The sequence below is a fragment of the Gordonia sp. p3-SID1431 genome (genome assembly GCF_025143765.1).
In the GTDB taxonomy this organism is placed as follows: domain Bacteria; phylum Actinomycetota; class Actinomycetes; order Mycobacteriales; family Mycobacteriaceae; genus Gordonia; species Gordonia hongkongensis.
Map to the genome: position 1 here is coordinate 1 of NZ_JAMBDT010000005.1, position 24,104 is coordinate 24,104.

At 64.9% G+C, this 24,104-nt stretch carries 27 protein-coding genes and 1 tRNA gene; 18 read left to right on the forward strand and 10 right to left on the reverse strand.

Annotated elements, in window-relative coordinates; all coding sequences use genetic code 11:
- Window positions 1–32: 32 nt before the first annotated feature.
- The 4 genes from M4D77_RS02525 to M4D77_RS02540 form a co-directional block, all read right to left on the reverse strand.
- Window positions 33–899 carry a Bax inhibitor-1/YccA family protein gene (locus M4D77_RS02525; RefSeq protein ID WP_055474978.1) on the reverse strand — a complete coding sequence of 289 codons (867 nt, stop codon included), beginning with the start codon at window positions 897–899 and terminating at the stop codon, window positions 33–35.
- 144 nt (window positions 900–1,043) lie between these two features.
- Window positions 1,044–1,730 (reverse strand): TetR/AcrR family transcriptional regulator, encoded by a 687-nt coding sequence (locus M4D77_RS02530; RefSeq protein ID WP_259935459.1) that lies wholly within the window; start codon window positions 1,728–1,730, stop codon window positions 1,044–1,046.
- A 55-nt stretch (window positions 1,731–1,785) separates the two neighbouring features.
- Entirely contained in the window at window positions 1,786–4,056 is a 2,271-nt protein-coding gene (locus M4D77_RS02535) for an MMPL family transporter (RefSeq protein WP_259935460.1), read from the reverse strand.
- 53 nt (window positions 4,057–4,109) lie between these two features.
- Window positions 4,110–5,348 carry an oxygenase MpaB family protein gene (locus M4D77_RS02540; protein ID WP_259935461.1) on the reverse strand — a complete coding sequence of 413 codons (1,239 nt, stop codon included), beginning with the start codon at window positions 5,346–5,348 and terminating at the stop codon, window positions 4,110–4,112.
- A gap of 189 nt (window positions 5,349–5,537) precedes the next feature.
- On the opposite strand from M4D77_RS02540, the gene M4D77_RS02545 reads away from it, so the two are divergent.
- Window positions 5,538–5,611: transfer RNA gene (locus M4D77_RS02545), tRNA-Leu, on the forward strand.
- 36 nt (window positions 5,612–5,647) lie between these two features.
- On the opposite strand, the gene M4D77_RS02550 is transcribed toward M4D77_RS02545, so the two are convergent.
- Together M4D77_RS02550 and M4D77_RS02555 are read right to left on the reverse strand one after the other, a co-directional pair.
- A complete protein-coding gene (locus M4D77_RS02550) occupies window positions 5,648–6,820 on the reverse strand; it encodes a site-specific integrase (RefSeq protein WP_259935462.1) in 1,173 nt (390 codons plus the stop codon).
- A gap of 11 nt (window positions 6,821–6,831) precedes the next feature.
- Complete coding sequence (locus M4D77_RS02555) at window positions 6,832–7,458, reverse strand: hypothetical protein (RefSeq protein WP_259935463.1); 627 nt, start codon at window positions 7,456–7,458, stop codon at window positions 6,832–6,834.
- A 119-nt stretch (window positions 7,459–7,577) separates the two neighbouring features.
- On the opposite strand from M4D77_RS02555, the gene M4D77_RS02560 reads away from it, so the two are divergent.
- From M4D77_RS02560 to M4D77_RS02635, 16 genes are all read left to right on the forward strand, one after another.
- A complete protein-coding gene (locus M4D77_RS02560; protein WP_259935464.1) occupies window positions 7,578–7,784 on the forward strand; it encodes an excisionase family DNA-binding protein in 207 nt (68 codons plus the stop codon).
- Entirely contained in the window at window positions 7,784–8,185 is a 402-nt protein-coding gene (locus M4D77_RS02565) for a hypothetical protein (protein ID WP_259935465.1), read from the forward strand. Before M4D77_RS02560 ends, M4D77_RS02565 begins: the two co-directional genes overlap by 1 nt.
- Window positions 8,186–8,383 (forward strand): hypothetical protein, encoded by a 198-nt coding sequence (locus M4D77_RS02570; protein ID WP_259935466.1) that lies wholly within the window; start codon window positions 8,186–8,188, stop codon window positions 8,381–8,383.
- Window positions 8,380–8,739, forward strand: a complete 360-nt coding sequence (locus M4D77_RS02575) for a hypothetical protein (protein WP_259935467.1) — start codon at window positions 8,380–8,382, stop codon at window positions 8,737–8,739. The genes M4D77_RS02570 and M4D77_RS02575 overlap by 4 nt, the downstream gene beginning before the upstream one ends.
- A complete protein-coding gene (locus tag M4D77_RS02580; protein WP_259935468.1) occupies window positions 8,740–9,132 on the forward strand; it encodes a hypothetical protein in 393 nt (130 codons plus the stop codon). It begins immediately after the preceding gene.
- Window positions 9,132–9,458 carry a DUF2742 domain-containing protein gene (locus tag M4D77_RS02585; RefSeq protein WP_259935469.1) on the forward strand — a complete coding sequence of 109 codons (327 nt, stop codon included), beginning with the start codon at window positions 9,132–9,134 and terminating at the stop codon, window positions 9,456–9,458. The genes M4D77_RS02580 and M4D77_RS02585 overlap by 1 nt, the downstream gene beginning before the upstream one ends.
- Window positions 9,455–11,512 carry a phage/plasmid primase, P4 family gene (locus M4D77_RS02590; RefSeq protein WP_259935470.1) on the forward strand — a complete coding sequence of 686 codons (2,058 nt, stop codon included), beginning with the start codon at window positions 9,455–9,457 and terminating at the stop codon, window positions 11,510–11,512. Before M4D77_RS02585 ends, M4D77_RS02590 begins: the two co-directional genes overlap by 4 nt.
- On the forward strand, window positions 11,509–11,685 hold the full coding sequence (locus M4D77_RS02595; RefSeq protein WP_259935471.1) for a hypothetical protein: 177 nt from the start codon (window positions 11,509–11,511) through the stop codon (window positions 11,683–11,685). The genes M4D77_RS02590 and M4D77_RS02595 overlap by 4 nt, the downstream gene beginning before the upstream one ends.
- A 225-nt stretch (window positions 11,686–11,910) precedes the next feature.
- Window positions 11,911–12,171 carry a hypothetical protein gene (locus M4D77_RS02600; RefSeq protein WP_259935472.1) on the forward strand — a complete coding sequence of 87 codons (261 nt, stop codon included), beginning with the start codon at window positions 11,911–11,913 and terminating at the stop codon, window positions 12,169–12,171.
- Window positions 12,164–12,496 carry a hypothetical protein gene (locus M4D77_RS02605; protein ID WP_259935473.1) on the forward strand — a complete coding sequence of 111 codons (333 nt, stop codon included), beginning with the start codon at window positions 12,164–12,166 and terminating at the stop codon, window positions 12,494–12,496. The genes M4D77_RS02600 and M4D77_RS02605 overlap by 8 nt, the downstream gene beginning before the upstream one ends.
- Entirely contained in the window at window positions 12,493–12,975 is a 483-nt protein-coding gene (locus tag M4D77_RS02610) for a hypothetical protein (protein WP_259935474.1), read from the forward strand. The genes M4D77_RS02605 and M4D77_RS02610 overlap by 4 nt, the downstream gene beginning before the upstream one ends.
- A 159-nt stretch (window positions 12,976–13,134) precedes the next feature.
- On the forward strand, window positions 13,135–13,977 hold the full coding sequence (locus tag M4D77_RS02615; RefSeq protein WP_259935475.1) for a phage major capsid protein: 843 nt from the start codon (window positions 13,135–13,137) through the stop codon (window positions 13,975–13,977).
- The gene (locus tag M4D77_RS02620; protein WP_259935476.1) at window positions 13,977–14,168 is read left to right on the forward strand and encodes a hypothetical protein; all 192 of its coding nucleotides are present in this window, start codon (window positions 13,977–13,979) and stop codon (window positions 14,166–14,168) included. The genes M4D77_RS02615 and M4D77_RS02620 overlap by 1 nt, the downstream gene beginning before the upstream one ends.
- Before the next feature lie 238 nt (window positions 14,169–14,406).
- Complete coding sequence (locus M4D77_RS02625; RefSeq protein WP_259935477.1) at window positions 14,407–14,820, forward strand: HNH endonuclease; 414 nt, start codon at window positions 14,407–14,409, stop codon at window positions 14,818–14,820.
- Window positions 14,821–15,382: 562 nt separating this feature from the next.
- Entirely contained in the window at window positions 15,383–16,408 is a 1,026-nt protein-coding gene (locus tag M4D77_RS02630; protein ID WP_259935478.1) for a hypothetical protein, read from the forward strand.
- A gap of 35 nt (window positions 16,409–16,443) precedes the next feature.
- A complete protein-coding gene (locus M4D77_RS02635) occupies window positions 16,444–17,211 on the forward strand; it encodes a hypothetical protein (protein ID WP_259935479.1) in 768 nt (255 codons plus the stop codon).
- Between the two features lie 106 nt (window positions 17,212–17,317).
- On the opposite strand, the gene M4D77_RS02640 is transcribed toward M4D77_RS02635, so the two are convergent.
- The gene (locus M4D77_RS02640) at window positions 17,318–17,671 is read right to left on the reverse strand and encodes a hypothetical protein (RefSeq protein WP_259935480.1); all 354 of its coding nucleotides are present in this window, start codon (window positions 17,669–17,671) and stop codon (window positions 17,318–17,320) included.
- Window positions 17,668–18,099, reverse strand: a complete 432-nt coding sequence (locus M4D77_RS02645; RefSeq protein ID WP_259935481.1) for a hypothetical protein — start codon at window positions 18,097–18,099, stop codon at window positions 17,668–17,670. The genes M4D77_RS02640 and M4D77_RS02645 overlap by 4 nt, the downstream gene beginning before the upstream one ends.
- A gap of 373 nt (window positions 18,100–18,472) precedes the next feature.
- Between M4D77_RS02645 and M4D77_RS02650 the strand changes: the two genes are divergently transcribed.
- Window positions 18,473–19,732: an HNH endonuclease signature motif containing protein gene (locus M4D77_RS02650; protein WP_259935482.1), complete on the forward strand. Its 1,260-nt coding sequence runs from the start codon at window positions 18,473–18,475 to the stop codon at window positions 19,730–19,732.
- Window positions 19,733–19,850: 118 nt separating this feature from the next.
- Here the strand turns inward: M4D77_RS02650 and M4D77_RS02655 are convergent, their stop codons facing one another.
- Window positions 19,851–22,529 (reverse strand): MGH1-like glycoside hydrolase domain-containing protein, encoded by a 2,679-nt coding sequence (locus M4D77_RS02655; RefSeq protein WP_259935483.1) that lies wholly within the window; start codon window positions 22,527–22,529, stop codon window positions 19,851–19,853.
- A complete protein-coding gene (locus tag M4D77_RS02660; protein WP_259935484.1) occupies window positions 22,529–24,055 on the reverse strand; it encodes an alpha-amylase family glycosyl hydrolase in 1,527 nt (508 codons plus the stop codon). Before M4D77_RS02660 ends, M4D77_RS02655 begins: the two co-directional genes overlap by 1 nt.
- Window positions 24,056–24,104 lie beyond the last annotated feature (49 nt).

Below are 24,104 nucleotides of genomic sequence, written 5' to 3' on the forward strand. Positions count from 1 at the left end.
GCCGAGGGGCGGGGCCACTGTCACATGACCGACTAGTCGGAGTTGAAGTAGGTCAGCAGACGCAGGATCTCGACGTACAGCCAGACCAGGGTGACGGTCAGGCCGAGTGCCACGCCCCAGGCGGCCCGGTCGGGTGCGCCCGCGCGGATCAGGCGATCCGCGGCGTCGAAGTCCAGCAGGAAGCTGAACGCGGCGAGGGCGATGCAGACCAGCGAGAAGATGATGGCGATCGGGCCACCGTCGCGCAGGACTCCGGCCTCACCGGTGAACAGACCGATGACCAGGTTGCCGAGCATCAGGACCAGGACGCCGATCATGCCGGCGAACAGCATGCGGGTGAAGCGCGGCGTCACGCGGATGGCGCCGACCTTGTACACGAACAGCATGCCGAAGAACACACCGAAGGTGCCGAGGACGGCCTGTCCGATCAGCGCACCGGCCGAGGTGTCGCCGGCGACCGCCCAGTTCGCGAACACGAACGAGATGGCACCGACGAAGAGGCCTTCGAACGCGGCGTAGGCCAGCACGATGGCCGGGTTGTCCTGCTTGCGACCGAAGCTCGCCACGAGGACGAGCACGAGACCGGCGATGGCGCCGACCAGCATCAGCGGGGTGGCGAGAGCTGCCTGGGCGGCCTCGGTGGCGCGGCTGCTGATCGCGAAGTACGTGGCAGCGGCGGCCAGCGTCAGCACTCCGAGCGTGATCGCGGTCTTGGTGACGACGTCGTCGATCGTGAGCTGACGAGTGGCCGGCGGTGCCGGCTGGGTGTAGGGGTCAGTGGCCTGACCGAACTGGTTGGCCGCGGCGCCGGCGCCGGCCATGCCGGCCCCGAAACCCGCGTATCCGGATTGATTGTCGCGGACCACGCCGCGCATCACCGGATTGCTGCTTTCTCGCACGAAGCGCTCCTTCATCGGTACGGATGTCTGCCGTCTCAACGTCGGGCCGTTTCTGAGAGTTCCCTGACGAGAGCTCGCAACGACCGAGTCGACGTCGACTTTACCGACTCTTGACCCTTCTGTCGTCAGACACCCGCCACCGGGTCAGTTCACCCGGTCGCGCAACGATCTCAACCGGCGGCCCACTGCGGCCTGATCGATGCCGCCGTCGGTCGCGAGCGAGGCCCGGCCCAGGCACATGGCGGTGAGCATGGCTTCCGCACGCGCGAAGTCGTCTCCCCAGGCGAGACCCGGTTTGGCGAGCATCAGCGACGCGATCCCGTGGGCGGCGGCCCAGAACTCGAGAACGATGTCGGCGATCTCGGCGTGATCGAACACCCCTTCGTCGGCCAGCTCGGTGACGGTTCCGGCGAACCGGGAGTACGCACTGGCGGCGAGTACCTCGTCGACCTTCGACGGATGCCCCGCGGAGGTGGGCTTGCCGAACGCCACGCGGTAGAGCACCGGGGTGGCGACGGCGAAGCGTACGTAGGCCATCCCCTGGCCCAGCGCTCGTTCGAAGGCGTCGTCGACGCCTTCCGATGCGGCGGCCATCTCGTCGTCGAGACGCTCGAAGTAGCGGGCGCACACGGCGTCGAGCAGGGCTTCCTTGTCGGCGAAGTGCAGGTAGATCGATGGCGGTGTGACCCCCACGCGGTTGGCGACCGCGCGAATCGACATCGCGGTGTCGTCGCCGTTCTCGACCAGCAACTCACCGGCGGCCTCGATGATCTCCTCCGCGAGGATCTCTCCGGACCCGCGCGGTGATCTCGCTCGTCTACGTGTCGTCACTGCACTCCTGCACCTGTCCCGCCGTTGTTCGTCCGCCGTTATGACGTATTCGGTGTCAGACCCTCGTCGGCGCGGTGTCCGGCGCCGCTTTCTCGGGACGCCCGACCTCCGGAGCCTCCTCGGACAACCCGATCCGATCATGTAGCCGTCGCAGCGGACCCGGCGCCCACCAGTTCGCCCGCCCGGCCAGACGCATGAAGGCGGGGACGAGGAACATGCGGATGATCGTCGCGTCCATCAGGACCGCCAGGGTGAGACCGACCCCGAACATCCGCATGAACGAGACCTCTGACGCCGCGATGGCGGCGAAGACGATGCTCATCAGCAGGGCTGCCGCCGTGATGACCCGGCCGGTCCGGGCCAAGCCCAGGGCCACGGCATGGTCGCTGGCCGCGCGCGTCCGGTCCGATCGCAACCACTCCTCGCGGATCCGTCCCAACAGGAACACCTCGTAGTCCATCGACAGGCCGAACGCCACGCAGAACAGCAGCACCGGCATGGTCGCGCTGAGGGTGCCCGTGGCGGTGGTCCCCAAACCTCCGAGGTGCCCTTCCTGGAAGAACCAGACCATCGCGCCGAACGTCGCCGACAGCGACAGGATGTTGAGGACGAGCGCCTTCAGCGGCAACACGACGCTCCCGGTGAACAGGAACAGCAGCACGAACGTCGCGATCGCGATGAGGCCGAGCACCCAGGGCAGATGCGCGTAGATCGACCCGACGGTGTCGTCGGTGGCGGCGGCGAGCCCGCTGAACAGGGTCTCCGTTCCCGCCGGCGGCGGCACCGCCCGCAGCTCGTCGAGCTGGGCGATCCCCGACTCGCTCATCGGGTCGCGGTCGGTCGACACCTGCAGGACGTGTACGTCGCCCCGGGTGTCGTCCGGGCTGCCGGGCGCGGCCGGCGCACCCCGGACGAACGTCCCCGCCGACGACCCTGCGGAGTTGACATCTCCGACCGTCGACAGGGCGCGGGTGTAGTCGGCCAGGGCCGCATCGTCCACCGGCCCCCGCACGACGACGGTGACCGCTGCGGACAGGTCGTCCTCGAAGTCGTCCCGGATCTCCTGCTGGATCGCGTGCGCGCTCGCCGACTCGGGGAGCACCCGGTCGTCGGGGAACCCCAGCTTCATCGACAGGAACGGCGCACCGAGTATCAGTAGGAAGACCGTGACGACCGCGGCGACCGGCAAGGCGTGGCGCAGCACCCACTGGACGAGCCGGTACCACCAGGTGTCCTCGGGTTCGACGGGCCGCGCCGGCGGCAGCCGAAGCAGGCGCCGGAGTGGCTTCCGGGCGTCGAACGCGTCGATGCGATCACCGAGGAGCATGAGCACGGCCGGCGTGAGGACGAGCGCCGACACCGCGGCCACGACCACCACGCCGAGACCCGCGAAGGCGAAGCTGCGCAGGAAGTACTGCGGGAACAGCACGAGCGCGCTGAGCGACAGGGCGACGGTCACCGCGGAGAAGGCGACCGTCCGCCCGGCCGTGGCCAGGGTCCGGACGATCGCGTCGGGCCGGCTCAGACCGTGTCCGACCTCTTCCCGGTAGCGCGTCAGGATCAGCAGCGTGTAGTCGATCGCGAGCGCGAGACCCAGTGCGGTGGTGAGGTTGAGCGCGAAGACCGAGACGTCGGTGACCGATCCGATCGCCCGGAGCAGCGCGAAAGTGAGGATGATCGAGACGATGCCGATGCCGACCGGGACGGCCGCGGCGAGCAATCCGCCGAAGATGAAGATCAACACGATGAACGTGATCGGGATCGCGATGGCCTCGGCGATTAGGAGATCGGACGCGGTCTGATCGTTGACCTGTGCGAAGACCATTCCTTGACCGCCGACCTGCACGGTGATCCCGTCGCGGTCACCGGCCAGGGCCTCGGCGATCTCCTCGGCGTGCCCCGGCGCCGAATTCTCGCCACCGTCGAGCGAGGCGATGATCAAAGTCGACGTCCGGTCGCGACTGACGAGCGCGGAGTCGAGCGCCGGATTGGCCCACACCGAGAGGATCTGGTCCTGCACGTACTGATTGCGATTCAGGTCGGCGACGATGTCCTCACCGACCGCTCGGGCCGTCGGGTCGCGGGAGATGTCGACTCCGTCGGGACCGTCCAGTTTGAGCACGACCTGGACCCCGCCGCGGTTGAACGTCTCGTCGAGAGTTCTCTCCGCCCGCGCCGACCCCGAGTTCGGATCGCTGTACCCTCCGGCCAGCAGATGTTCGGCCGCGGTGGCGCCGTACGCGCCGCACACCACCAGCAGGATGAGTGCACCCAGCAGCACTCGTTTGGGCATGGATATGACCAGCCGTGTCAATCTGACCAGCATGCGGACCCCTGTCGCGTCGGTCGACTTTACGGCGTTAAGTTATCAGCAGTAATTTAGGCGGTCAAGGACGATTCCGAGACGTGCGGCATGCCGAGTCCGCGTCGGACCGTTCGCAGTTCGCGCTCGATCACCGTCGACTCCGATCCGAGCAGTCCGGTCGCCCGCGCGATCTCGCGCAGCCTGACGGCGGGCCGTGCGACATCGACGAGATGGTGCAACGGCGTCCGTCGCAGACCCATCCGCCGGGCGACCGGGCGCTCGACCCATCTGGTGCTGATGGCCGAGAACGACGACATGAGCAGGGGTCTGGTGATCGCATCCACCGCGGAGACCAGCAACCCCGGCACCGGAATCGGCGCGGCCCCGTGCACGACGCGCGGAAGGTCGTACCCCTCGCGAAGCAGCGCCTTGATCAGCACCTTCGACGAATCGTCGGGCTGCAGCTCGAATTCGCCTGCGATACGGAACAATTCGCTCGACGACTCGTAACTCGGCGGCAGGAGGTCGTCGTCGACCCCGATGACCCAGCCGATCCAGCGCCACAGATGTGTGATCGCCTCACATTCCGCACTGCTGTAGTGGATCCCGAAATCCCGTGCGACGACGAGAGGTAGAGCCAGGAAGCCGCACGAGATGGTCATCACGGCATATGTCTGGTTGATGGGTGCGCCCCACTCCCCTTCGTCCCAGGCCCCGGCGTCGTCCGTCGGATCGCCGCCGGGCGGGTGCCGCAGGACGTCGCGGATGTAGGCGTGTAGCAGCCGAATACGAAGCGTCGCAGCCCAACCGGGACGGCCCGGGAGCATCGATCCGGGCGTGGTCGCCTCGGCGACCCAGCGGGCCGTCGACTCGACCCGATCACGTGTCCCCGATCCCAGCCGGCCGGTGGCCACCAGCGGACGGACGAACCCCTGCGCCTTGAATCCGTAGATCAGCGATTGATACAGCGTCGACGACTGCAACGTCCCGAACCGCCACCAGGCGCGGGCGCCGGCCTCCGCCCAGGCCGGGTCGAACCACGGAGGTGGGGTGCTCGCGACCTGCAACAGATGCGTCATCGAGGCGGGCATCTCGAGCTGTTCGACATCGGTCTCCTCCTCGGCGGAGGTGTGCGCTTCCAAGAGCGCGACCAGTGTGGAGAAAGAGATTCCGCGTTCTCTGGCCTCGACGATCACCGCGTCGGCGAGCGGATCACCCTGCGTCAGACCCGCCTCGAGGCGCTCGACGATGGCGGGATGCCGCTCTCGGACGGCCTCCCAATTGCGTGCCCCGGTCACCGCTGCCGCGTCCATGCCCCATGATCACCCCGGCGACTGGGCCGGTCAAGGACGGCTGACTCCCAGACGTCGACTCGACTGCCAGACCTCGATCGAAGTCTGGCGGTCGAGTTGACGTCTGTCGGTGGCAGCGCCGGACGAATTCGGACACGCTGCCGCGGCTGACTATGCTCACCGTGGGGACCGTCGTCGAGCGGACCCTTCGCCCCCATAGCCCAATTGGCAGAGGCAGCCGACTTAAAATCGGCACAGTGTCGGTTCGAGTCCGACTGGGGGCACTTCTGACCAGGCGTTTAGCGCCCGCGGCCAGTCACCTACCCGCTGTCGGTGTCACGAGTTGTCACATCTCGCCCGAAACTGCTCGCAGCGGCCTTCAACGCGTCGTCCTGGGAGTGTGCGTAGGTCGCCAGCGTGAACGCCGCGGAGGCGTGGCCCATCCAGGCGGCAATGACCGCGATGGGCACCCCACGTAGGTGCATGAGGGTGGCGCACGAGTGCCGCGCATCGTGCAGTCGGACGTGGGGGATCTTCAACGTTTCGAGGAGCTTCCCCCACCGGAAGGTGAGCAGGTTCGGGTGGTAGGGCTCGCCCGCCTCGTCGCACGCGACGTACTCCCCCAACCCGTACGACTCCCCCAGCGCCAGTCGCTCCTGCAGCTGCTCTTTGCGTGCAGCCCTCAGTACCTCAACCATTTCGTCGGGTAGGGGCAGCGTCCGCTGCGACCGCTTGGACTTGGGGGTGCCAGCGACAATCTCGCGGCCGACGGCCACACGGTTCTCGGCTACTGTGACCGTCTTCGCGCCGAGGTCGACGTTGTCCCACCGCAGACCCGCGATCTCGCCGCGGCGCAGCCCGTACAGCGCGAGCGTCCACAAGTGTCGGTCCCGGCACGCGTGATCGAGGATCAGGAACATCTGCGCCTGGGTGAGGGTCTTCATCTCTGGGCGCTCGGCCGGGATGCGATCGACGAGTCTAGCGACGTTGCGCACCACGTGACCTTGCCGCTGCTGGTCCTCAAGCACCGCGGTCAGTAGACCCAGCATGTGGTTAACCGATCGGGCGGACCACTTCCGGCGGCCCTCGACTTCCCCCGCCCTCAAGCGCCCGACGAGGGTGTCGATGTCGCGCTTGGTCAGCTGCTGAACGAGGGTGTCGCCGAGTTCGTCGCGGACGGGCGCCAATCCGGTTGTGTGACTGCGCTTCGTTGATGGCTTGAGTCGATGCTTAGCTGCTAACCACCCGTCGATGGCTTGAGTCACAGTGAGTTTCGACGCGTGGATATACGTCCCGGCGGCGACCGACGCCTGCACGGACGACAGCTCCGCACGGGCCTCCGCTTCGGTGGCGAACCGCCTCCGGATCTGCTTCCGTCGCCCCTCGACGATGCCGGCGTCCACAGTCACCTGGTACCGGGTCACTCCCTTGCCTGTTCGTCTGTCACGAACGGTTAGCTTTCGGATCTGTGGAGGCAGTTGCTGGCGCGCCATGGTTTGTTACCTCAGTTCTCGGTCAACCGCTCGATGCGTTCCCTGACTGCCAGTGGTAGCCGGGCGACGTCCACGCGATATCCATCCTTGATGAGTTCAGCCGCTTGATATGCAACTTCACCCGTCAGGAACATGACGCTCCGGTGAGCGGCATCGAGGTCAGACTCCACGCCTGTACCAGTCGCAGCAGTCCGTCTCAGGTTGGCCCACTCCAGCTGCCCGATGAGGTCGACAAGGTTTCTCGCCCGCGCAGTCAGCGTGTCGTTGACATCCGGGTGCCGAACCTGGCCATCGGGTAGAAGTTCAACCTCACCAGATAGCCACTGCACAGCCTGGATCGATTTGACTGTCAGCTCGGGAAGAACGGCGACCTCACCGTCGGGCAGATCTGGGTACAGGAGTTCCGCGGGAGGAACTTTCAGCGCCGCGGCCAGTACCAGAAACTCCGCAAGCTGGAGGACGCGCCGATGCCCAGAGTCCATCTTGGCGATCGCCGAGGTGGGAACTCGGTAGCCGAGCTCGGCAGTTCGATCTGACAGCCATTGCGCAGATTTGTTGCCACGCAACAGTTTTAGGCGACTGCCGACCCGCTTGACGGTTGCGACGTCCCACTCGTCACCCGGCTCAATGTTTCCCATGAGGACAAATTGTAGGCGAGATTCTGCGTGTGCCCTTGCATCCGCGCGTATGTCAGTGCATTCTTGCGTATGAGGACGGATAGAAGTCCCCATTCTTCTCCACACGAAAGGTTGCTAGGATGCCGAACCGCTTACTGAAGCCCGCGGAGGCGTTTGAACGCCTCGGAGTCGCCAACACCAAGGGCTACCAGTTGCTCAAGACCGGGACGCTGCGCTCGGTGAAGATCGGCCGGAACCGCCGCATTCCCGAAGACGCGATTGATGAGTTCATCGCCAACGCGCTCAGAGCATCTCAGCCGTCCCAGCCGGAATCGGGTGCGGCCTGATGCGGTACGCCGATCTGGAAGCGCACCACGACCTTGGACTCGGAGCCGAGGAACCGCATGTGCGTCGGTTCACGCGGGTATGTGAGCGGCAGCCCGTAGCCCCGCCAGGTTCGGCCGGCGGCACGAGCACCTCCCGGAGTAGCGACTTCTCCGGCGCCGACGTCCTCAGGGCTGAGGCTCTGGATCGTCTGGAGGGCCGCATCGCCCGCGCATGGACGGTGTGGGAGGGCCTGCGCGAGGGCGCATCCCGCACGAACCTGGCGGCGTTCATCCACAGCATGGAGGACCGCGCCGACCAGTTGAAAGAAGACCTCAGCCGAGGAAACACAGCGCCCCCGACGACCGCGTTCTTGGCGGGACAGGTCATCGAGGGCGATTCCACGACTCACAAGGAGAAGTAGATGAGCACCACAATAGTGCACGACCCCGACAGGAAGCGAGTGCCTGTCGATCCTGCGGCGGACATGCTCCGCGCGCTGCTCGCCGGCATCCAGCCCCAGACGATCGACGACCTTCTCGATGTTGCTGGTCTCGTCGGTGAAGTCGACGGCGGACACATCACGGCTCAGACCATCACGACCTCGGTGGTGACCCAGTGAGCCACTACAACGACACCGAGGACTTCCTGATCGCACTCGAGAAGTTCCCCACGCTGCCCAACGGGGAGCGTGGGGAGTGGGTGCACGTCGTCGCGTCACGGTGGATCGACGGCATCTTCTGGCGCGACCGCCAGGACCCGAACGTCATCGTTGAGTTGTGCCGAATGGCAAACAACCAGCCCGAGTTCGACGCGCCCGTGATCTCCTACGAGATCCGCATCCCGTTCACCGATGGCGAACTCACCATGACGCCCGACGCCGCGCTGTACCTCGGTCGGCATCTCGTCGAGATCGGTGCCTTCGGGGTCCGCGACCTGGCACGGCACGCCTCGTTCCTCTCCGGCGAGGAGGTCTAGATGTCCAGGACAGCCTTCCACGAACAGGCGTGGTGCGAAACCTGTCAGGCCGCTGACCGCTCGTGCTCGGGCGAACACAACTCCGCACCGATGAGCACGCCGCTGACCGGAGCCGGATGGCACGACACCGACTACGGTGCCGAACTTCCTCGAATCGATGTGTTCACCATCTGGGCAGAGTACGAAGAAGACCATGGTGTGCCAGCAATCTACGTTGCGGCGGTCTCACCACGGGGGTTGCACAACGAAGACGATCGGCTGATCCAGGGCTACCTGCCACTGGATCTCGCCGAGCACCTTCGAGACTCACTGACCACGGCGATCGACAATGCGCGGCTGACGCTGTCGTCCAATCATCATCTTCTGTGCGACTGCGGGGACGAGCGCGGCTGATGTCGGGTTACGGCGTCGATTGGGTGGCGGTACGGGATTACCTGTATCGCCGCCCGGTCGGGCGTACCCACATCATCGCCGGCACGCCGGAATGGCAAGCCCTCGATGATGACGACCCGCAGAAGCTTGCCGCGGTTATCGCCGCGGGGAGCAGGTGGGTGCTTGAAGAAGAGATCGACCAGATCCATCGACGACGAGAAGCACAGAAGGCCATGGCGCTCGGGCTCCTGGAGGAGTTGCCGTGGAAGAAGATTCGGCAGCAGATGGCGGACCGGGACGCCTTCTATCGCAAGAACCCTGATCTCAAACGAAAGGCAGCATCTTGACCAGCGAGACCACCGAGTCGCTGTGGCCGGCGCCCTCTGAACCCCTCCGGGTAGCTGACCGGTTCATCAAGGAGGTGTACACCACCGACGCCGGGAAGACCCTCGTGCACCACCGCGGCGACTTCTACGAGTGGCGTCACGGGGTGTGGTCGACGGTGCCGCAGTCCTCGATTCGCGCCGCCCTCTACGACCAGCTGCGCTCGGCCGCCTACGAGCACAAGAAGGACGGCATCACCGACTGGGCGCCCAGCACCCGCAAGATCGGTGATGTCCTCGACGCGATGCGCTCAGCGGTGTACCTCCGCGAAGACCGCGATGCACCCACCTGGATCGTGGCCGGTGATCGTCACCCGGCGCAGGACTACATCTCCATGCGCAACGGGTTGCTGCACATCCCCTCCGGTGAAGTCACCGCGCACACGCCCGCGATGTTCACTACCATCCTGATCCCGTTCGACTACGACGCATCAGCTCAGGCCCCGAACTGGGAGCGGTTCCTCAAAAGTGTGTGGCGCCAGGACCCCGGCACCATCGCGATGTTGCAGCAGTGGTTCGGCTACGTGCTGTCTGGGCGCACCGACATGCAGAAGGCGATGATGATTCCCGGCCCGCCACGGTCGGGCAAGGGCACCATCGTGCGGGTCCTGATGGAACTCCTCGGTGGTCGTCGACATGTGGCTGCGCCGACGATGGCCGACATCGGTACCCACTTCGGCATCACCCCGATCATCGGTAAGCCGCTCGCTGTGATCGGAGATGCCCGTGTAGGCCGCGGTGGTGAACGGCAGGTAGTAGAACGTCTCCTCACGATCACCGGGGAGGACAACCTGACGGTGGACGTGAAGTACAAGGAGGCGTGGACGGGCAAGATCGGTGCCCGGTTCATGATCCTGTCCAACGAGCTGCCTCGCTTCGGTGACGCCTCGGGTGCGATCGCATCCAGGTTCCTCGTCGCCCGCACCACCGAGTCGTTTCTTGGCAAGGAGGACAAGGGCCTGGAACGCCGGCTGCACGCGGAGTTGCCGGGGATCTTCAACTGGGCGCTGGAGGGTCTGAACAAGCTCACCGCCACCGGCCGGTTCATCGAGTCCGATCGGTCCAAGGCCGAGCGTGACGCTCTGACCGCGTTGGCGTCACCGATCTCGATGTTCCTCGACGAAGGGTTCGAGCCCCACCCGCAGGAGTGGATGGCCACTGACCGGCTCTACGCGAAGTGGCGGGCGTGGTGTGACATCGCCGGGGAGTCCCCGGGCAGTCGCAGTGTGTTCGCGCGCGATCTCGTCGCCGCCGCACCGATGCAGGGCTACCGGCTGCACGCGGCCAAGTCGGGACCCCGTGGGGCGCAGAAGACCGGGTACCGCGGCATCCGAGAGCGACGGATCGAAATCTCCAGAGACCTAACAATGGAGAAAACCCCTGATACCCCTGATACTCCCAGCTCAGAGGAGGTTTCCGAGCAGCTACCGATCCCGGATACGGGCAGTAACGCCACCGACCCGGAATCTGGTGTAGCAGGGATGCCTGGAACTACCGAAACACCATCTGACCAGCAGGTATCAGGGGTATCAGGGGTAAACCCAATTATTAATCCTCTGAGGAGCGTCCCTACCGAAACTGGACCGCCGAGAACCTGCCGAGAGTGGTTCGACCGACACATCCGATCGCTCATCGCCGAGGGCCACACGACCGCCGACAGCGCCGTGGTCTACCCCCTCGGTGAAGCCGCCGGCTGGGGTATCCAGAACCTCCGCAAGGTCGCCTCCAAGAGCCCCCTCGTCGCCGTGGCGGTCAAGCGCACCGACGGCGTCACGTGGTCCATCGGCGAAGGCGTGCAGGCCACCCACGTGTCGGGCACCGAATGGCTTATCGGCTTTCTGACCGACCGCGGCGGATGGGTCAGACCCGCCGACGCCTACGAAGCCGGAGCAGCAGCAGGCCACGCCCGCAACACCATCAAAAGCGCCTCCCTCGACCCACGGATCTGCAAGCGCGGCCAATCGACCCTCACTGAGTGGTCAGTCACCACCTCCAACGACGCGAAGGAATCGGCATGACCGAGATCAAGCCGTTGAAGTTCGGTCTCACCGCCGTCTACATCCCACGGGAAGCGCCCCCGCCGCGCAGGCCCTACTGCGGTGCCCCCACCAAGACCGGCGACGAATGCCGCAACCGCGTACCCGAGTGGGGAGCGCTCTGCTCCGTCCACGAAGCCGACTACCCATGGTGACCCCGACGAACAGGAACCAGTGATGCCCGCTCACATCTGCCAGAAATGCTCAGGCCCGTGCCGGGTGCACGCCGGATCGGCCCACGGTTGGACCTGCCGAGCGTGCCTACAGGACTACATCGATCGGCAACCCGACGCGTCTCCGCAACGCATCAACACTGTTGCACGCCAGGCCCAACCCATCGAAGAGACCCGAACCCCCGCAAGAAAGAGGAAGTGAAATCCATGGCACTAGACACCCCTGCCGCACCTGTCGACGCACTACTGATCGCGCGCGCGTTCCTCCGCGATGACGAAGACGCCACCGCAGTACTCCTCAAGCACTGCGACCCGTACTCGACGACCCTGCAGCTGTGCGGCTGGCTCAAGGCAGCGATCGAAGAGGCTCTATCCCACGGTCCCAACAGGTTCGGAGACGACACTGTCGACGACGTACTGGCCCGCTGGCTCGTCCAGGTACAGAAGGAAGCAGAAGCCCATGAGTGACGAGATCGGCCGGCACATCGGCCACCGCGACGACCCCCGCGGAGTCCTGGCGTTCGACCACCTTCCCGACGACCTCCAAAAGGCCGAGGACAGTACTGCGGTCGCTGACCGAGACACCTTCCCCGACAGACGCCGCAGCGGCGGGTTGTGGTTGCGGCCCTACGTCGAACGGCCCGCCACGGACACCGAACGCCTCCTGCTTGCGCACCTCGGTTACGTCGTGCCCGAGCAGCTGATCACCCGCATCCGCAACGCCGGTATGCGGCACCGCTGCTGGCCCCAGATCCCCGACACCATGCCCACTGAACAAGGAGACAACCGATGACTGAGACCACCGACACCGGCACCACCCCCGACGAGGGAACAACCCCACCACCGGCACACGACACCGGCCAGCAGGCACCTGCCGACGAGCAACAGCAGCAGGAGAATCCGAACGCTGAAGCTGCCCGCTACCGCACCCAACTCCGGGCTGCTGAAGCCGAACGCGACACCCTCGCCGAACGCCTCACCACCTATCAGCGGCGTGCTGCCGAGTCCACGATTGCCGACATTCTCGATGAACCCGGCGACCTCTTCGAGATCGGTGGCGTCGACCTGGCCGACTATCTCGACGAGGATGGCAACATCAACTCGACCGACCTTCAGGGCGCCGCGGCCGCGCTCGTCGACCAGCGCCCCAAGCTGGGCAAGAACTACGCCCGCTACGGGTCCGGGCTGCCGCAGCACCGCAATTGGGGTCAGGGCGGTGGGCTCCCTCCGCAACCCGACACCACCAGTTGGTCTGACGTCATCAAGCCCTAGTCGGGGTATCCTGTGAGTGACGGTCCCGGAGATGGGCAGGACCCGCCGGACCGTCACCGCAGGGCCTGAGGCCCAACCGGACAGCTCCAGGTGAGCAACGGATTATCCCAAACCCGTTCTGTCGCACAGCATGTGCGCAACACCTGTAGGAGCATTCCAGTGGCTTCCACCACTTCCACTCACGGCCCGATCCTCTCTCCCGAGCAGATCTCCACCCTTATCATCAAGCCGCTCGTCGCGAACAGTGTTGCCGGTCAGGCACTCACCGAGATCTCCACCGGCTCGCATGACTATCGGTTTCCGATCGTCGCGGCCGACCCGTCCGCATCGTGGGTAGCTGAAGGCGGTGAAATCCCGGTCACCGACTCCGATGTCGACGAAGTGATCGTCACCCCCCGCAAGCTCGCCGGCCTGTCCGTGATCACCTCCGAACTCGCCAACGACTCCAACCCGGCCGCCCAGAAGACCGTCGGTGACGGCCTGGTTCGCGACCTCACCCGCAAGCTGGATCAGGCGCTGTTCGCGTCGTCACCGATCACCAACGGTCCCGCGGTCACCCTCGGTCAGCTGTCTGGGATCTCGACGATCAGCGCAGGCAGCGCGTTCGGTTCCGTCGACCCGTTCTCCGACGCCCAGTTCGCCGCGGCCGACGCCCACGCCACCATCGACACCTGGGTGACGTCACCGACCACCGCCGCCGCGCTGGCCAAGGTCAAGAAGGCGACCGGGTCGAACGAACCGTTGCTCGGCAACGACGTCACAGTGGCTGGCCGTCGCGCCATCCTCGGCGCCCCGCTACTCGCCAGCCCCTACGCCCCCAACGGCGTCGTGTGGGGCATCCCGCGGGCATTCGCCTACCTGGTGATCCGCGAGGGCTCGACCGTGGAGACCGACAAGAGCGTGTTCTTCACCTCCGACCGCATCGCCCTGCGCGCCAAGGTCCGTGCCGCGTTCGGATTCCCGCACCCCGCCGCCATCGTCAAGATCTCCACCACCCCCTGATGGCCGGCAAAAAGGTTGCGGCCACCAACCGGACGCCGGAGTTGGTGACCATCCAGACCACCCCGCCGCACGCGGTCTACATCCACGGCGAACAGCAGACCGGTCTGATCCCGGATGTGCCGTTCGACGTCGCTGTCGACTGGATGCGCCGCGGCTGGGTCACCTACTCGATCCACCAACCCAACAACTAGACCAGGCGGTGCCGGCGTCAAACCGGCTTCTTGAACTCCTTTGTCACGGCAAGGGCGGGCCACGACCACACCCCACGTGTGCGAGCCCGCACCTGCGCCGCACCGCCACCCCAACTCGGCATCGTGGCGTCAAACCGGCCCCATGCCGGCAAGGCGCGGCCACGACCGCACCGCGTTTCAGCGCGAGTCGCGACCTGCGCCACGATGCCGACCCTCCCGATACCGAAGGCACACACACATGCCAAGAGCACCACGACGATGCCAAGGCCGACAAGGCAACTGCGGCAACCTCATACGCAACAGCAAATACTGTCCCCACTGCACACGAGAACAAGCGTGGTCAGGCAAGCGAACACACAGCGGCCACATCACCGGCACCGCACAATGGAAACGGGTACGGCTCGAAGCCCTCGACCGCGACCGATACCAATGCCAGATCCAGGGTCCGGCGTGCGCCGGTCACGCCACCCAGGTTGACCACATCGTGAACGTCGCGGCCGGAGGTGCACTGTACGACCTGAACAACCTGCAGTCCGCGTGCGCACCCTGCAACGCCCGCAAAGCACAAGCTGAGTCCGTCGCATCCCGAGTCGCGACACGACGCCGCGCACGCCACCCCAGCAGCTACGAACAGCCACCCGGCACCCTGTGACCCAGGGGCTCGACCCCTCTCCCCGGGCCACGCTCGCAACGTCGTGTTGCTCTGCTGAATCTGACGCGCCCACATCCCAGGAAATCGCGAACCTGCCGGATGTGGGCTTTGTCGTGCCAGGGGTCGGCACTCAGTGCCGGTCCGCTTCCGAAGGGAGTCTCCGATTCCCTTACTCGAGGTGTGCTGCGGAGGGTGCGGTCAGACGTTCCGCACCGAGCGATCAAACAAGCGCTACGCGTCGATGGGTGACACCAGGGCCTCGTTGTCACGACGTTGTCACAAGTGCTGACGAATCAGGGCGAATCCCAACGAACGAAGGCGAAGGAATCGGCCTGATCACAGGCAGTTTCGCGTATGTCAGCGAATGACAATGAACGCAGTTGACCGGACTTAAAATCGGCACAGTGTCGGTTCGAGTCCGACTGGGGGCACATCGACCGTGCTGGTCAACAAGCTCTCACACGCAAAACTCGTCGTTCGTTCGAACCAAAATGCAACCCCCGTGCTACCCACACGCGGCGCGTTGCGCCATGGCAGCCAGCGCTGCTGTCAAAATCGGCCAATGACGCAGCCCAATCCGCTGTACACCCTCACCACCCTCCTCGCACCCGCACTCGGACGAGTAGCCGCGCGCGCCACTGCCGGACGGACGCTTGAAGAATGGGGACTAAACCCCCACCGGGCTGACCCGGGCACATCGATGGCTATAGATGACGAAGACGGCTACGAAGAGAAGATTCCCGAGGGACTGACAGGCACGGTCATGTACCCCATCATGAACGCCGTCGACGCCCTAGTTGCTATCGACATTCTAATTTCTACAGCCGCCTCCGAGGCGCCATTTAACCACCACACCCCTACTTTCTTGTCACTATGCCGAACAGTGATCGAATGCTCAGCTCAGGCAATCTGGGTCTTGGGTCCACCGGAACGTGAGACCCGACGTGCAAGGGCTGCAGGTCTAGCGAAGATTGGTATCGAGCACGCTATCGAATATCACAAGGACGTTATTGAGGCACACGAAAAGAAACTACACGTCGTACCCGACATAATTCTGGAACAATCGAAACATCGCCTGAAATTCCACACCGAAGAACTACATGCACTCAATTCCATCCCTCAGCAGAACGGCCGAAAGTATTCCGAACTTGTCAGGAAGGCTGCGAACTGGATTAGCAACAATCCACCCGAGCACTCTGAAGAATTCGCGGCAATCCCACACTTCCCGACTATGGCAAAGCAAGAATATCGGGAATGCTCGGCTTTTACACATGGACACAGTTGGGCGATAGATCTAATTTCGCAACCGACACATATGTTCGCGATGATGGCCGATGCAATCGCCACCGCACTCGTCTTTGCGGAGTGCGCAGTCTGCCTATACGAGGCCCAGTCGACCGACCCAGACAGCACCAGGAAGAATCATTATGCCGAACGTCTGCAAACTCCATTGATAAATGGCGAACAATCTACGCCACATGAAGGTAACTTGCATTTCCCGCATGATCAAACACGTAAACCCGAGCCAGCACCGCGTGCGGTCAGTCGAGGTATAACACCGCACAACATTGAGTGCGGCGTGGCATAGCAGTCGTCGCCCAACCCGCATGCAAGAATCCATCCATGACTGAACACTTCCGCATCACTGTAGATCTAGGACCTAGGGCACCACTAGATCAAATCGTCGAGTTACTTAGCGATATTCAACAAGTGTGCATATTTGGGACCGCCCTGGACATCGCCAGCGTCAGAAATGAAGCACAATCCGCTATCAACGAGCAGATTATCCGCAACAGAGCGTACATCGCAACGGAATCCTGGCGTGAAGCCCTCGAAGAGACGCCACCACCAAATTTGCGATACCTTCCTTTTCGATACTTCTACGAGAACCTCGTTACCAGCCAAGAGCAACTCCGACAGTACTCCCAGAACGATCTTCCACCGAACATTGCCGAAAGCCAGTTTCTACTCAACCGGCTACAAGAAGACACAACCCCTCGCGTTGAAACGCTACGTTACTCAAATCCCGTGGAAATACTAATTTCCGTAGGGACTATCCTGACAGCCGCAGGCGGGATCGGAGCATCTATCAGATGGCTACTCCCACTCATCCGCGACTGGGGAACTACCCGCGAGCAGAACCGTGCACTTGCAAGGAAGACCCGAGCAGATGCAAGCAAGATAGAGGCTGAGGCAGAGTCGATTAGAAGCCAGACGGAGTGCAGGGAGCGGCTTATGCGCGCTGCCTTAGAGCAAATTAGTGAGGGGCGGATGAACATTAGTTCGTCCCAACTCGAAGCGACGCTGACGGATGAGACAACGGGCTCGGTACTCCGGTTGGTCCAGAACGCCCCAGACATCAGCTTCGAGCACGAGGATGCAGGCGCCTGACGGCGGCTTATCTCCCGACCAAGAGCAGAACGTTGGACTTCGGCGGCAGCGACGCGATGCCAGGTTCTGGCAAGTCGTTGAGCTCACCGCCGTCCTCTTCGGGAATTCAGTCGCCGTAGGTGTCCAGCGTGAGAGTGAAGGTGCTGTGGCCCATCCATCGGCTGACCTGCATGAAATGGACCCCCGCCATCAGCTGCGTCACCGCGAACGTGTGGCGCAGGTCGTACAGGCGAACGCCCTGCTGTGCCGGGGCGGTGCTGGTAGCGGGGCGGCTCGCTGGTAACCCTGCCGCCTCTAGCGCGGGCTTCAGGATGGACGCGTAGAAAGTGCCCATGAACACCGGCTGCGACCAATCGAGCGGCACCGCGTAACGTTCCCCCGCCACCCGATGACCGCCGCCGTTCTTGCGGCTGGGCCACAGCGGTGCGGCGGGCGCGTCGGCTCGGAGATGGTCGGTCACGTACGCGCGCGCATCTTCTCGGAGAGCCAAGGCGGTAGCGGCACCGACCGGCGAGACTTACGACTCTTGGGCGTGGTCGTCACCCACTGCCCACCTTTGCGGTCCTTCGTCCGGCAAACGCTCACGGTGCAGCGCGTGGACTGGTCGGGCCGCGTAGTGAACTCCAGGTCGCCGATCTCCAGGCAGCTGCTCTCGTTGACGCGCAGGCCGCGGTACGCCAGGGAGTCCACTATCAGCGCCAACTCCGGGTACACCGCGAGGCCGTCCGCGTTCCCTGCGACTGCAGCCGACACCTGGCCGAGCTGTTCTGCTGTCAGCGGGTGGTGCTGGAACTTCTCATGGTCGCCGGTGGCGCGGCCCCCGCCGTGGTCCACGCAGTCGCACGAGTTGCTGACGATGGCGCCGTGCTGCATCGCATACTTCAGCACTCGGCGCAGCGTGCCCAGGAGTGCTTTCGAGGTGCCGGGGCCAATGGGTTTGCCGCCAGCGCCTGTACACCATAGAAGTAAGGAACTGCACGCAGGCGACAACGAAGCAAGAGCCGCCGGGAAACGAGAGAGAGAAGGTAAAACCCCGGCTCGTTCAGTGGCGTCCCACCCCGACTAACGCGTCAGCGCAACGACTCGATCGCTCAAGCCAAACATTGATCAGCAACAGGATCAGCACTTTCGCACCGAATTGCGAGACAGCTGTGACAGGAGTTCACCACTGTCAACGATCAACACACAGTCGACGAAATATGCTGCACAGTGGTCTGTTTCGCGTTCTCCGGGCCTGTGGAAACTCCTCGAAATCGAACGCATGTTCCTGTACCTTGGAGTCATGCCAGAGCTCACCACGCTCCTCGACCAACTCATCGCGACCACACCACCCGCCGACGATCACACGGGCAGAGCAACATTCGACGCCCTCGACACACTGCGCCTGATCCGAAACACTGTCGACCACCAGATCGTCGCGCACGCAGCACAACTCGACAACCTCGGGGTCGCACAGAAGGCCGGTAGCACCACCAAGAAACTGCTGATGGAGTCAGGACATGCACCTGCCGCTGCTCTTCGCACCATGCGAAGTGTCGATGCCCTGCCTACGTTGCCGGCCGTGGCGCGTCATGCCGCCGATGGGCGACTGTCCAGCGAGACTGTCGATGCCATCGTCCGCGGCATGAACGAGATCAGAAAACGTTGTCGGGAAGCTCTTTTGGACGACGAGCGCTCCAGATATGAGATCGAACTCATCGCCCAAGCGCTCTCGGGCGCAACGCCGACAGACGTGCGCAAGCATGCCCGAGCCATCGGCAACACATTGGTCGATGACACCGAGGACGGCCTCCCCGCCGCCGACGACCCATCGCTGAACACGGTCAACGCCCACACCACCGACGACGGACGCCTCGAAGTCCGCGCCGACCTCACCCAGTTGGTCGGTGAGAAGTTCCTGGCCATGATCGACGAACGATCCTGTCCACGACCCGAACCCGACGGAGCCGCCGACCGCCGCACCGCTGAGCAGCGTCGCGCTGATGCGTTCGAGTTGATCCTCGACCAGGCAGCGATCGGCGCGACCATCGATACCGTCGGAAGCCCACGCACGCAACTGATGCTGACCATCCCCGCCACCGGAGATCCGGCCACGCTGCCATGGACCGGATCGGTCAGCCACGCGACGGCGAAACAGGTGTCGTGCGATGGATCGCTGACGGAGATCGTCCTCGACAGTGAGGGCGTGCCGCTGCAGATGGGCCACACCCACCGACTGTTCCCAGCGCACCTGCGCAAAGCAATGATCGTCCGCGACGCCTGCTGCATCAAGTGCGGTGCGCCACCGTCACGTACCCAGGTCCACCACGTCACCCATTGGGCAGACGGCGGCGCCACCGACCTCGACAACGGCTGCCTGCTCTGCCAACGCTGCCACACGCAAGTCCACCACCACGGCTGGGACATCGTCATCGGTTACGACCGCCACCCCTGGCTCGTCCCACCCGCCACCGTCGACCCCCAGCGCCGACCACTACCCGCCTACAACCGACGCACCATGCGACTCGACGACGCCGCCTGAGCACACCTTCGCGCAGCACCTTCCGCACCCGGGCCCTGCCCGGGACCGCAGCCGTCCTTTGACAACTCCACAGTGCTATCACTCCCCGCCCGAGGCCGGGACGGCTGGCTCCGCCCGGTCAGCCCCCGGTCACCAGCCGACTGCCGCTCGGACGGTCGAGCAGGAGGTCGACCACGAGAGCGGTCCACCCGGTCTGGTGGGTGGCCCCGAGACCGGCCCCGTTGTCGCCGTGGAAGTACTCGTTGAACGTCAGGTTGTCGCGCCACGCCGGGTCGGTGTGGAACTTTTCGGTGCCTCCGTTGACCGGTCGACGCCCCTGCCCATCCGGCAACCAGATCGCGATGATCCGGTCGGCGAGGTCGTCGGCGATCTCCCGCAGCGTGCGTGTCCGGCCCGAACCGGTCGGGTACCCGACGGTGAAATCGTCTCCGTAGAACTGTGCATAGTGCAGCAGCGACCTGATGGCGAGGTAGTTGATCGGCAACCACACCGGTCCTCGCCAGTTGGAGTTGCCGCCGTACATCGCAGTGCGCGATTCGGCCGGCGCGTACTCGATCGTGGCGCCCGGGATGCCGTCCACGACGTAGGGACTCGTGAAAGCCTTGGACAGCGAGCGCAACCCGTGCGGCGACAGCATCGACCCCTCGTCGAACATCGTCGCCAGCACCCGGCGGAGTTGCTGCTCGTCGAGCACCGACAACAGCAACGAGCGCTTCCCCGTCGCGGATTCGGTGCGTACTCGCCAGGATGCGTCGGAACGGCGCAGGATCTCCCGCAGCCGTTCGCCGAACCGCTTGCGGAAGCGGTTGGCCCGTTCGGTGTTTCGTTCGGGAAAGGATACCGCGACCATCGCCGGGATCACCCCGATGAGCGTCTCCACCCGGATCATCGTGGTGTTGCCGGCGTCGCCGGTCAGCCGGTCGTAGAAGAAGCCGTCCTCGGCGTCGTAGAGTCCGGAATCATCGAGGGCGGCGACTATCCGGGCGAAGTGCTCGGCGAACTTCGCCACCATGTCCTCGTACAGGGGATCGTGGTCGGCGAGCATGACCGCCATCCCGAGCATCGCCGCGGAGTAGAAGGCCATCCAGCCCGTGCCGTCGGCCTGCTCGAGCCGGTAGCCAGGCGGCAGATGCGAGCGGTCGATGGGGCTGATGTTGTCGAGTCCGAGGAAGCCGCCGCCGAAGATGTTGTTGCCGTATCTGTCCTGACGGTTGAGCCACCACGTGAAGTTGACGAGAAGCTTCTGGAACACGCCTTCGAGGAAGGCCACATCCGTCGCGCCGTCGATGACGAACACCCGTAGTGCTGCGAGGGCGTGAACGGGTGGGTTGACGTCGTCGAAACTCCACTCGTACGCCGGCATCGCCCCGTTGGGGTGCAAGAACCACTCGCGAAGCAGCACGCGCAGTTGATATTTGGCGAATCCGGGATCCAGGTGCGCCCAGGGGATCGCATGGAACGCGAGGTCCCAGGCCGCAAACCACGGATACTCCCAGGTGTCGGGCATCGCCAACACGTCGAACGAGTCCAGGTGACGCCAGGCGACGTTGCGTCCGGACCGGCGTGCCGCGGGCGGCGCCGGTTGCCCGGGGTCACCGTCGAGCCAACGGTTCACGTGATACGGGTAGATCTGCTTGCTCCAGATCAGACCGGCACTTGCCTGACGGAGCACGCGCATGCGTTCGGCGTCGATGTCGGCGGGGGCGAGAGCGCGATAGAACTCCTCGACCTCCGCGTGCCGTCGCGCGAAGAGTTCATCGAACGACGCCTGCCAGCTGTCGGCCCTGTCGCGACCCTCACCCGTCGACCGCGCCTGGTACAGCCGTAGGCGAACCTCGGCGGAGCCACCCGCCGGCACGGTCAATCGGTAGCGCCACGCCGACTTGGTCCCTCGCCGTTCGGGATTCACCGTGGCGGCACCCGAGACGACGTGGTCGTTGATCCCGTCCTTGGGGTAGTCGGTCACCGGGTCGGCGTCGAACAGTCGCGCCGTGTTGGTTTCGTTCTCACAGAACAGCGCCTCCGGTGCCATCCCGGCGCAGGTCGCGGCCTCCAGCCGGTACTCACCGAGTCGGGGGTGGACGGCGGAGATCGCGCCGTCGACCAGTCGCAGCTCCGGCACGGCGGCGTCGACGGACCAACTCCAGGTGTTGCGGAACCACAACGTCGGCAGTACGTCGATCGTCGCCGGTTCGGGTCCGCGATTGGTCACCGAGATGCGCGCATAGAGGTCGGTCGGCGTGGCTTTCGCATAGGTCACGTCGACGACCCAGTACCGATCGTCGTCGAACACGCCCGTGTCGAGGAGCTCGTATTCGAAGTCCGCACGTCCGCGGCGCGCGTTCTCCTCCGTCAGCTGCGCATACGGGAAGGCGCCTTGCGGGTAGTGGTAACGCCACTGCAGCAGTGCCGAACTCGGCACACCGTCGACGTACCACCAGTAGTCCTTCGCGTCCTCGCCGTGGTTCCCCTCCGGTCCGGACAGTCCGAACATGCGTTCCTTGACGATGGGGTCGTTGCCGTTCCACAGGGCGAGCGCAAGGCAGAGGTCGTGCCCGAGGTCGGACACCCCGGCCATGCCGTCCTCGTTCCAGCGGTAGGCGCGCGAGCGAGCGTGGTCGTGCGGGAAGTAGTCCCAGGCGTTCCCGTCCGCGCTGTAGTCTTCGCGGACCGTCCCCCACGCCCGCTCGGCGAGGTACGGTCCCCACTCGTACCAGGGATTGTGTTCCGGCGCAGCGCTGTCCGGGTGGTCGAGGCGGCGATGCTCAGCCGTGTGGCGCTGACCGGTCTCGCTCATCAGATCTCCTCACCGGGTTCGACCCCGAGGGGTTCGATGCGGAACAGATGCCATTGCCACGGACCGAGTTCGACGTACAGACCGCCGACGAGGTCGTCCCCGGCTCGGTCGTAGTGGATCTCGTTGACGGGATCGACGAGCCGGAACGCCCGCCCGGCGACGTCGGGCCAGTTCACCCGCACGTGCCCGGCGGCGCGGCCGACGCCGAGGTTCACGACGACCAGCCATCGTTGCGGGCCATCCCAGCACCACGCCACCAGTTGTTCGTGGGTGGTGTTTCCCTCCCAGCCGGTTGTCTCGCAGAGTTCCTGGGTGCCGACGCGAAAAGTGTCGTCGCGCAGCGCTTTCAGCAATGAGCAGTGGAACTCGACGAGGTCGGTGTCGGTGGGCTCGGCCGGGCGCCGGCCGAGGAAGACCGGCAGGCGCGTCGTGCGTCCCGCCGGCTGTCCCTCGTGCACCAGGCGCGCCCCGGCCTGGGTGAGAGCTGTGACCACCACCGCCTTCTCGCGATCGCGCTCGAAGACCGCGGCGGCGCGCGGCTCGTCGTGATTCTCGACGAAACGCACGAGCGAGCACTGCTCCGTGGGGTCGGCGCGCAGGTGGTCGCGCACGGCCGCGGCGTCGCCCTCGACGAGGCGGTCGTAGAGCACCTTGTCATAACAGAAGTCGAAACCCTGCTGGGCCAGCGCGTTTTCGAGTCCCCAGTACGCCTCGGCGATGACGGTGAAGTCCGGATGGGTGCGGCGTACCGCGGGTAGAATCGTCGTCCAGTAATCCTCACCTGGCACTTCGCCGACTCGAGACCCCCAGGTCCGGACGAAGATGTCGTTCATCACCAGCATCGCCATGTCGCACCGCACCCCGTCGCATTGCCCGGCGATGTCTCGCAGCGTGTCGATCACGAGGTCCCGCAGCACCGGCGAGAAGGCGTTGAGCTGCACCACATCAGGCCATGCCGGAAAGTACGGGTCCCGGCCATTCGCCAGGCTCTGCCCGCCGACATCGACGAATGCCTCGGGGTGTGCGTGCAGATCCGCCCTCGACCCGGGGACGAAGGCCTCGGGATGACTGTGTACCCAGTGGTGGTCGGGGGCGACGTGATTGGGAACGAAGTCCAGGATGAGCCGCATCCCCCGCTGCGCGAGCGCCGATCTCGCGGCCGCCAGCTCCTCAGGCCCACCGAGTGCGGGATCGACGCGATAGTCACGTATGCAGTAGGGCGATCCGACGACATCTGCCGCCTCGACATCCGGCAATGCGGTCTGGAACTCGCTCATCAGCTCGTCGTTGCCGAGCGCGATCGCGATACCCGCGGGACTGCGCTCCCAGACACCCATCAGCCACACCGCGTCGAATCCGAGCGCAGCGATCACATCCCACTGTTCGTCGGGAACCGAACCCAGACCGACCGGACGACCGGCCTGCGCGCTCAGGTCGTGCAGCCACGGCCACACGTTGATCTCGTAGATGAACGGATGCGGGACACTCGTCCGCCACCGATCCCCCGACGCCCTGCCGTCGACCACGTTGCCTCCCGTGCGCCGAGAACGACTCGACTGTTCGGGACCATGGTGC

Bases quoted from the DNA above. Each gene is read 5' to 3' on its own strand.
- M4D77_RS02630 (WP_259935478.1), top strand. From the start codon at position 15,383: ATGACGCAGCCCAATCCGCTGTACACCCTCACCACCCTCCTCGCACCC.
- M4D77_RS02535 (WP_259935460.1), bottom strand. From the start codon at position 4,056: ATGCTGGTCAGATTGACACGGCTGGTCATATCCATGCCCAAACGAGTG.
- M4D77_RS02610 (WP_259935474.1), top strand. From the start codon at position 12,493: ATGACTGAGACCACCGACACCGGCACCACCCCCGACGAGGGAACAACC.
- M4D77_RS02540 (WP_259935461.1), bottom strand. From the start codon at position 5,348: ATGGACGCGGCAGCGGTGACCGGGGCACGCAATTGGGAGGCCGTCCGA.
- M4D77_RS02600 (WP_259935472.1), top strand. From the start codon at position 11,911: ATGGCACTAGACACCCCTGCCGCACCTGTCGACGCACTACTGATCGCG.
- M4D77_RS02570 (WP_259935466.1), top strand. From the start codon at position 8,186: ATGAGCACCACAATAGTGCACGACCCCGACAGGAAGCGAGTGCCTGTC.
- M4D77_RS02595 (WP_259935471.1), top strand. From the start codon at position 11,509: ATGACCGAGATCAAGCCGTTGAAGTTCGGTCTCACCGCCGTCTACATC.
- M4D77_RS02565 (WP_259935465.1), top strand. From the start codon at position 7,784: ATGCGGTACGCCGATCTGGAAGCGCACCACGACCTTGGACTCGGAGCC.
- M4D77_RS02635 (WP_259935479.1), top strand. From the start codon at position 16,444: ATGACTGAACACTTCCGCATCACTGTAGATCTAGGACCTAGGGCACCA.
- M4D77_RS02550 (WP_259935462.1), bottom strand. From the start codon at position 6,820: ATGGCGCGCCAGCAACTGCCTCCACAGATCCGAAAGCTAACCGTTCGT.
- M4D77_RS02620 (WP_259935476.1), top strand. From the start codon at position 13,977: ATGGCCGGCAAAAAGGTTGCGGCCACCAACCGGACGCCGGAGTTGGTG.
- M4D77_RS02655 (WP_259935483.1), bottom strand. From the start codon at position 22,529: ATGAGCGAGACCGGTCAGCGCCACACGGCTGAGCATCGCCGCCTCGAC.
- M4D77_RS02555 (WP_259935463.1), bottom strand. From the start codon at position 7,458: ATGGGAAACATTGAGCCGGGTGACGAGTGGGACGTCGCAACCGTCAAG.
- M4D77_RS02625 (WP_259935477.1), top strand. From the start codon at position 14,407: ATGCCAAGAGCACCACGACGATGCCAAGGCCGACAAGGCAACTGCGGC.
- M4D77_RS02605 (WP_259935473.1), top strand. From the start codon at position 12,164: ATGAGTGACGAGATCGGCCGGCACATCGGCCACCGCGACGACCCCCGC.
- M4D77_RS02560 (WP_259935464.1), top strand. From the start codon at position 7,578: ATGCCGAACCGCTTACTGAAGCCCGCGGAGGCGTTTGAACGCCTCGGA.
- M4D77_RS02580 (WP_259935468.1), top strand. From the start codon at position 8,740: ATGTCCAGGACAGCCTTCCACGAACAGGCGTGGTGCGAAACCTGTCAG.
- M4D77_RS02585 (WP_259935469.1), top strand. From the start codon at position 9,132: ATGTCGGGTTACGGCGTCGATTGGGTGGCGGTACGGGATTACCTGTAT.
- M4D77_RS02650 (WP_259935482.1), top strand. From the start codon at position 18,473: ATGTTCCTGTACCTTGGAGTCATGCCAGAGCTCACCACGCTCCTCGAC.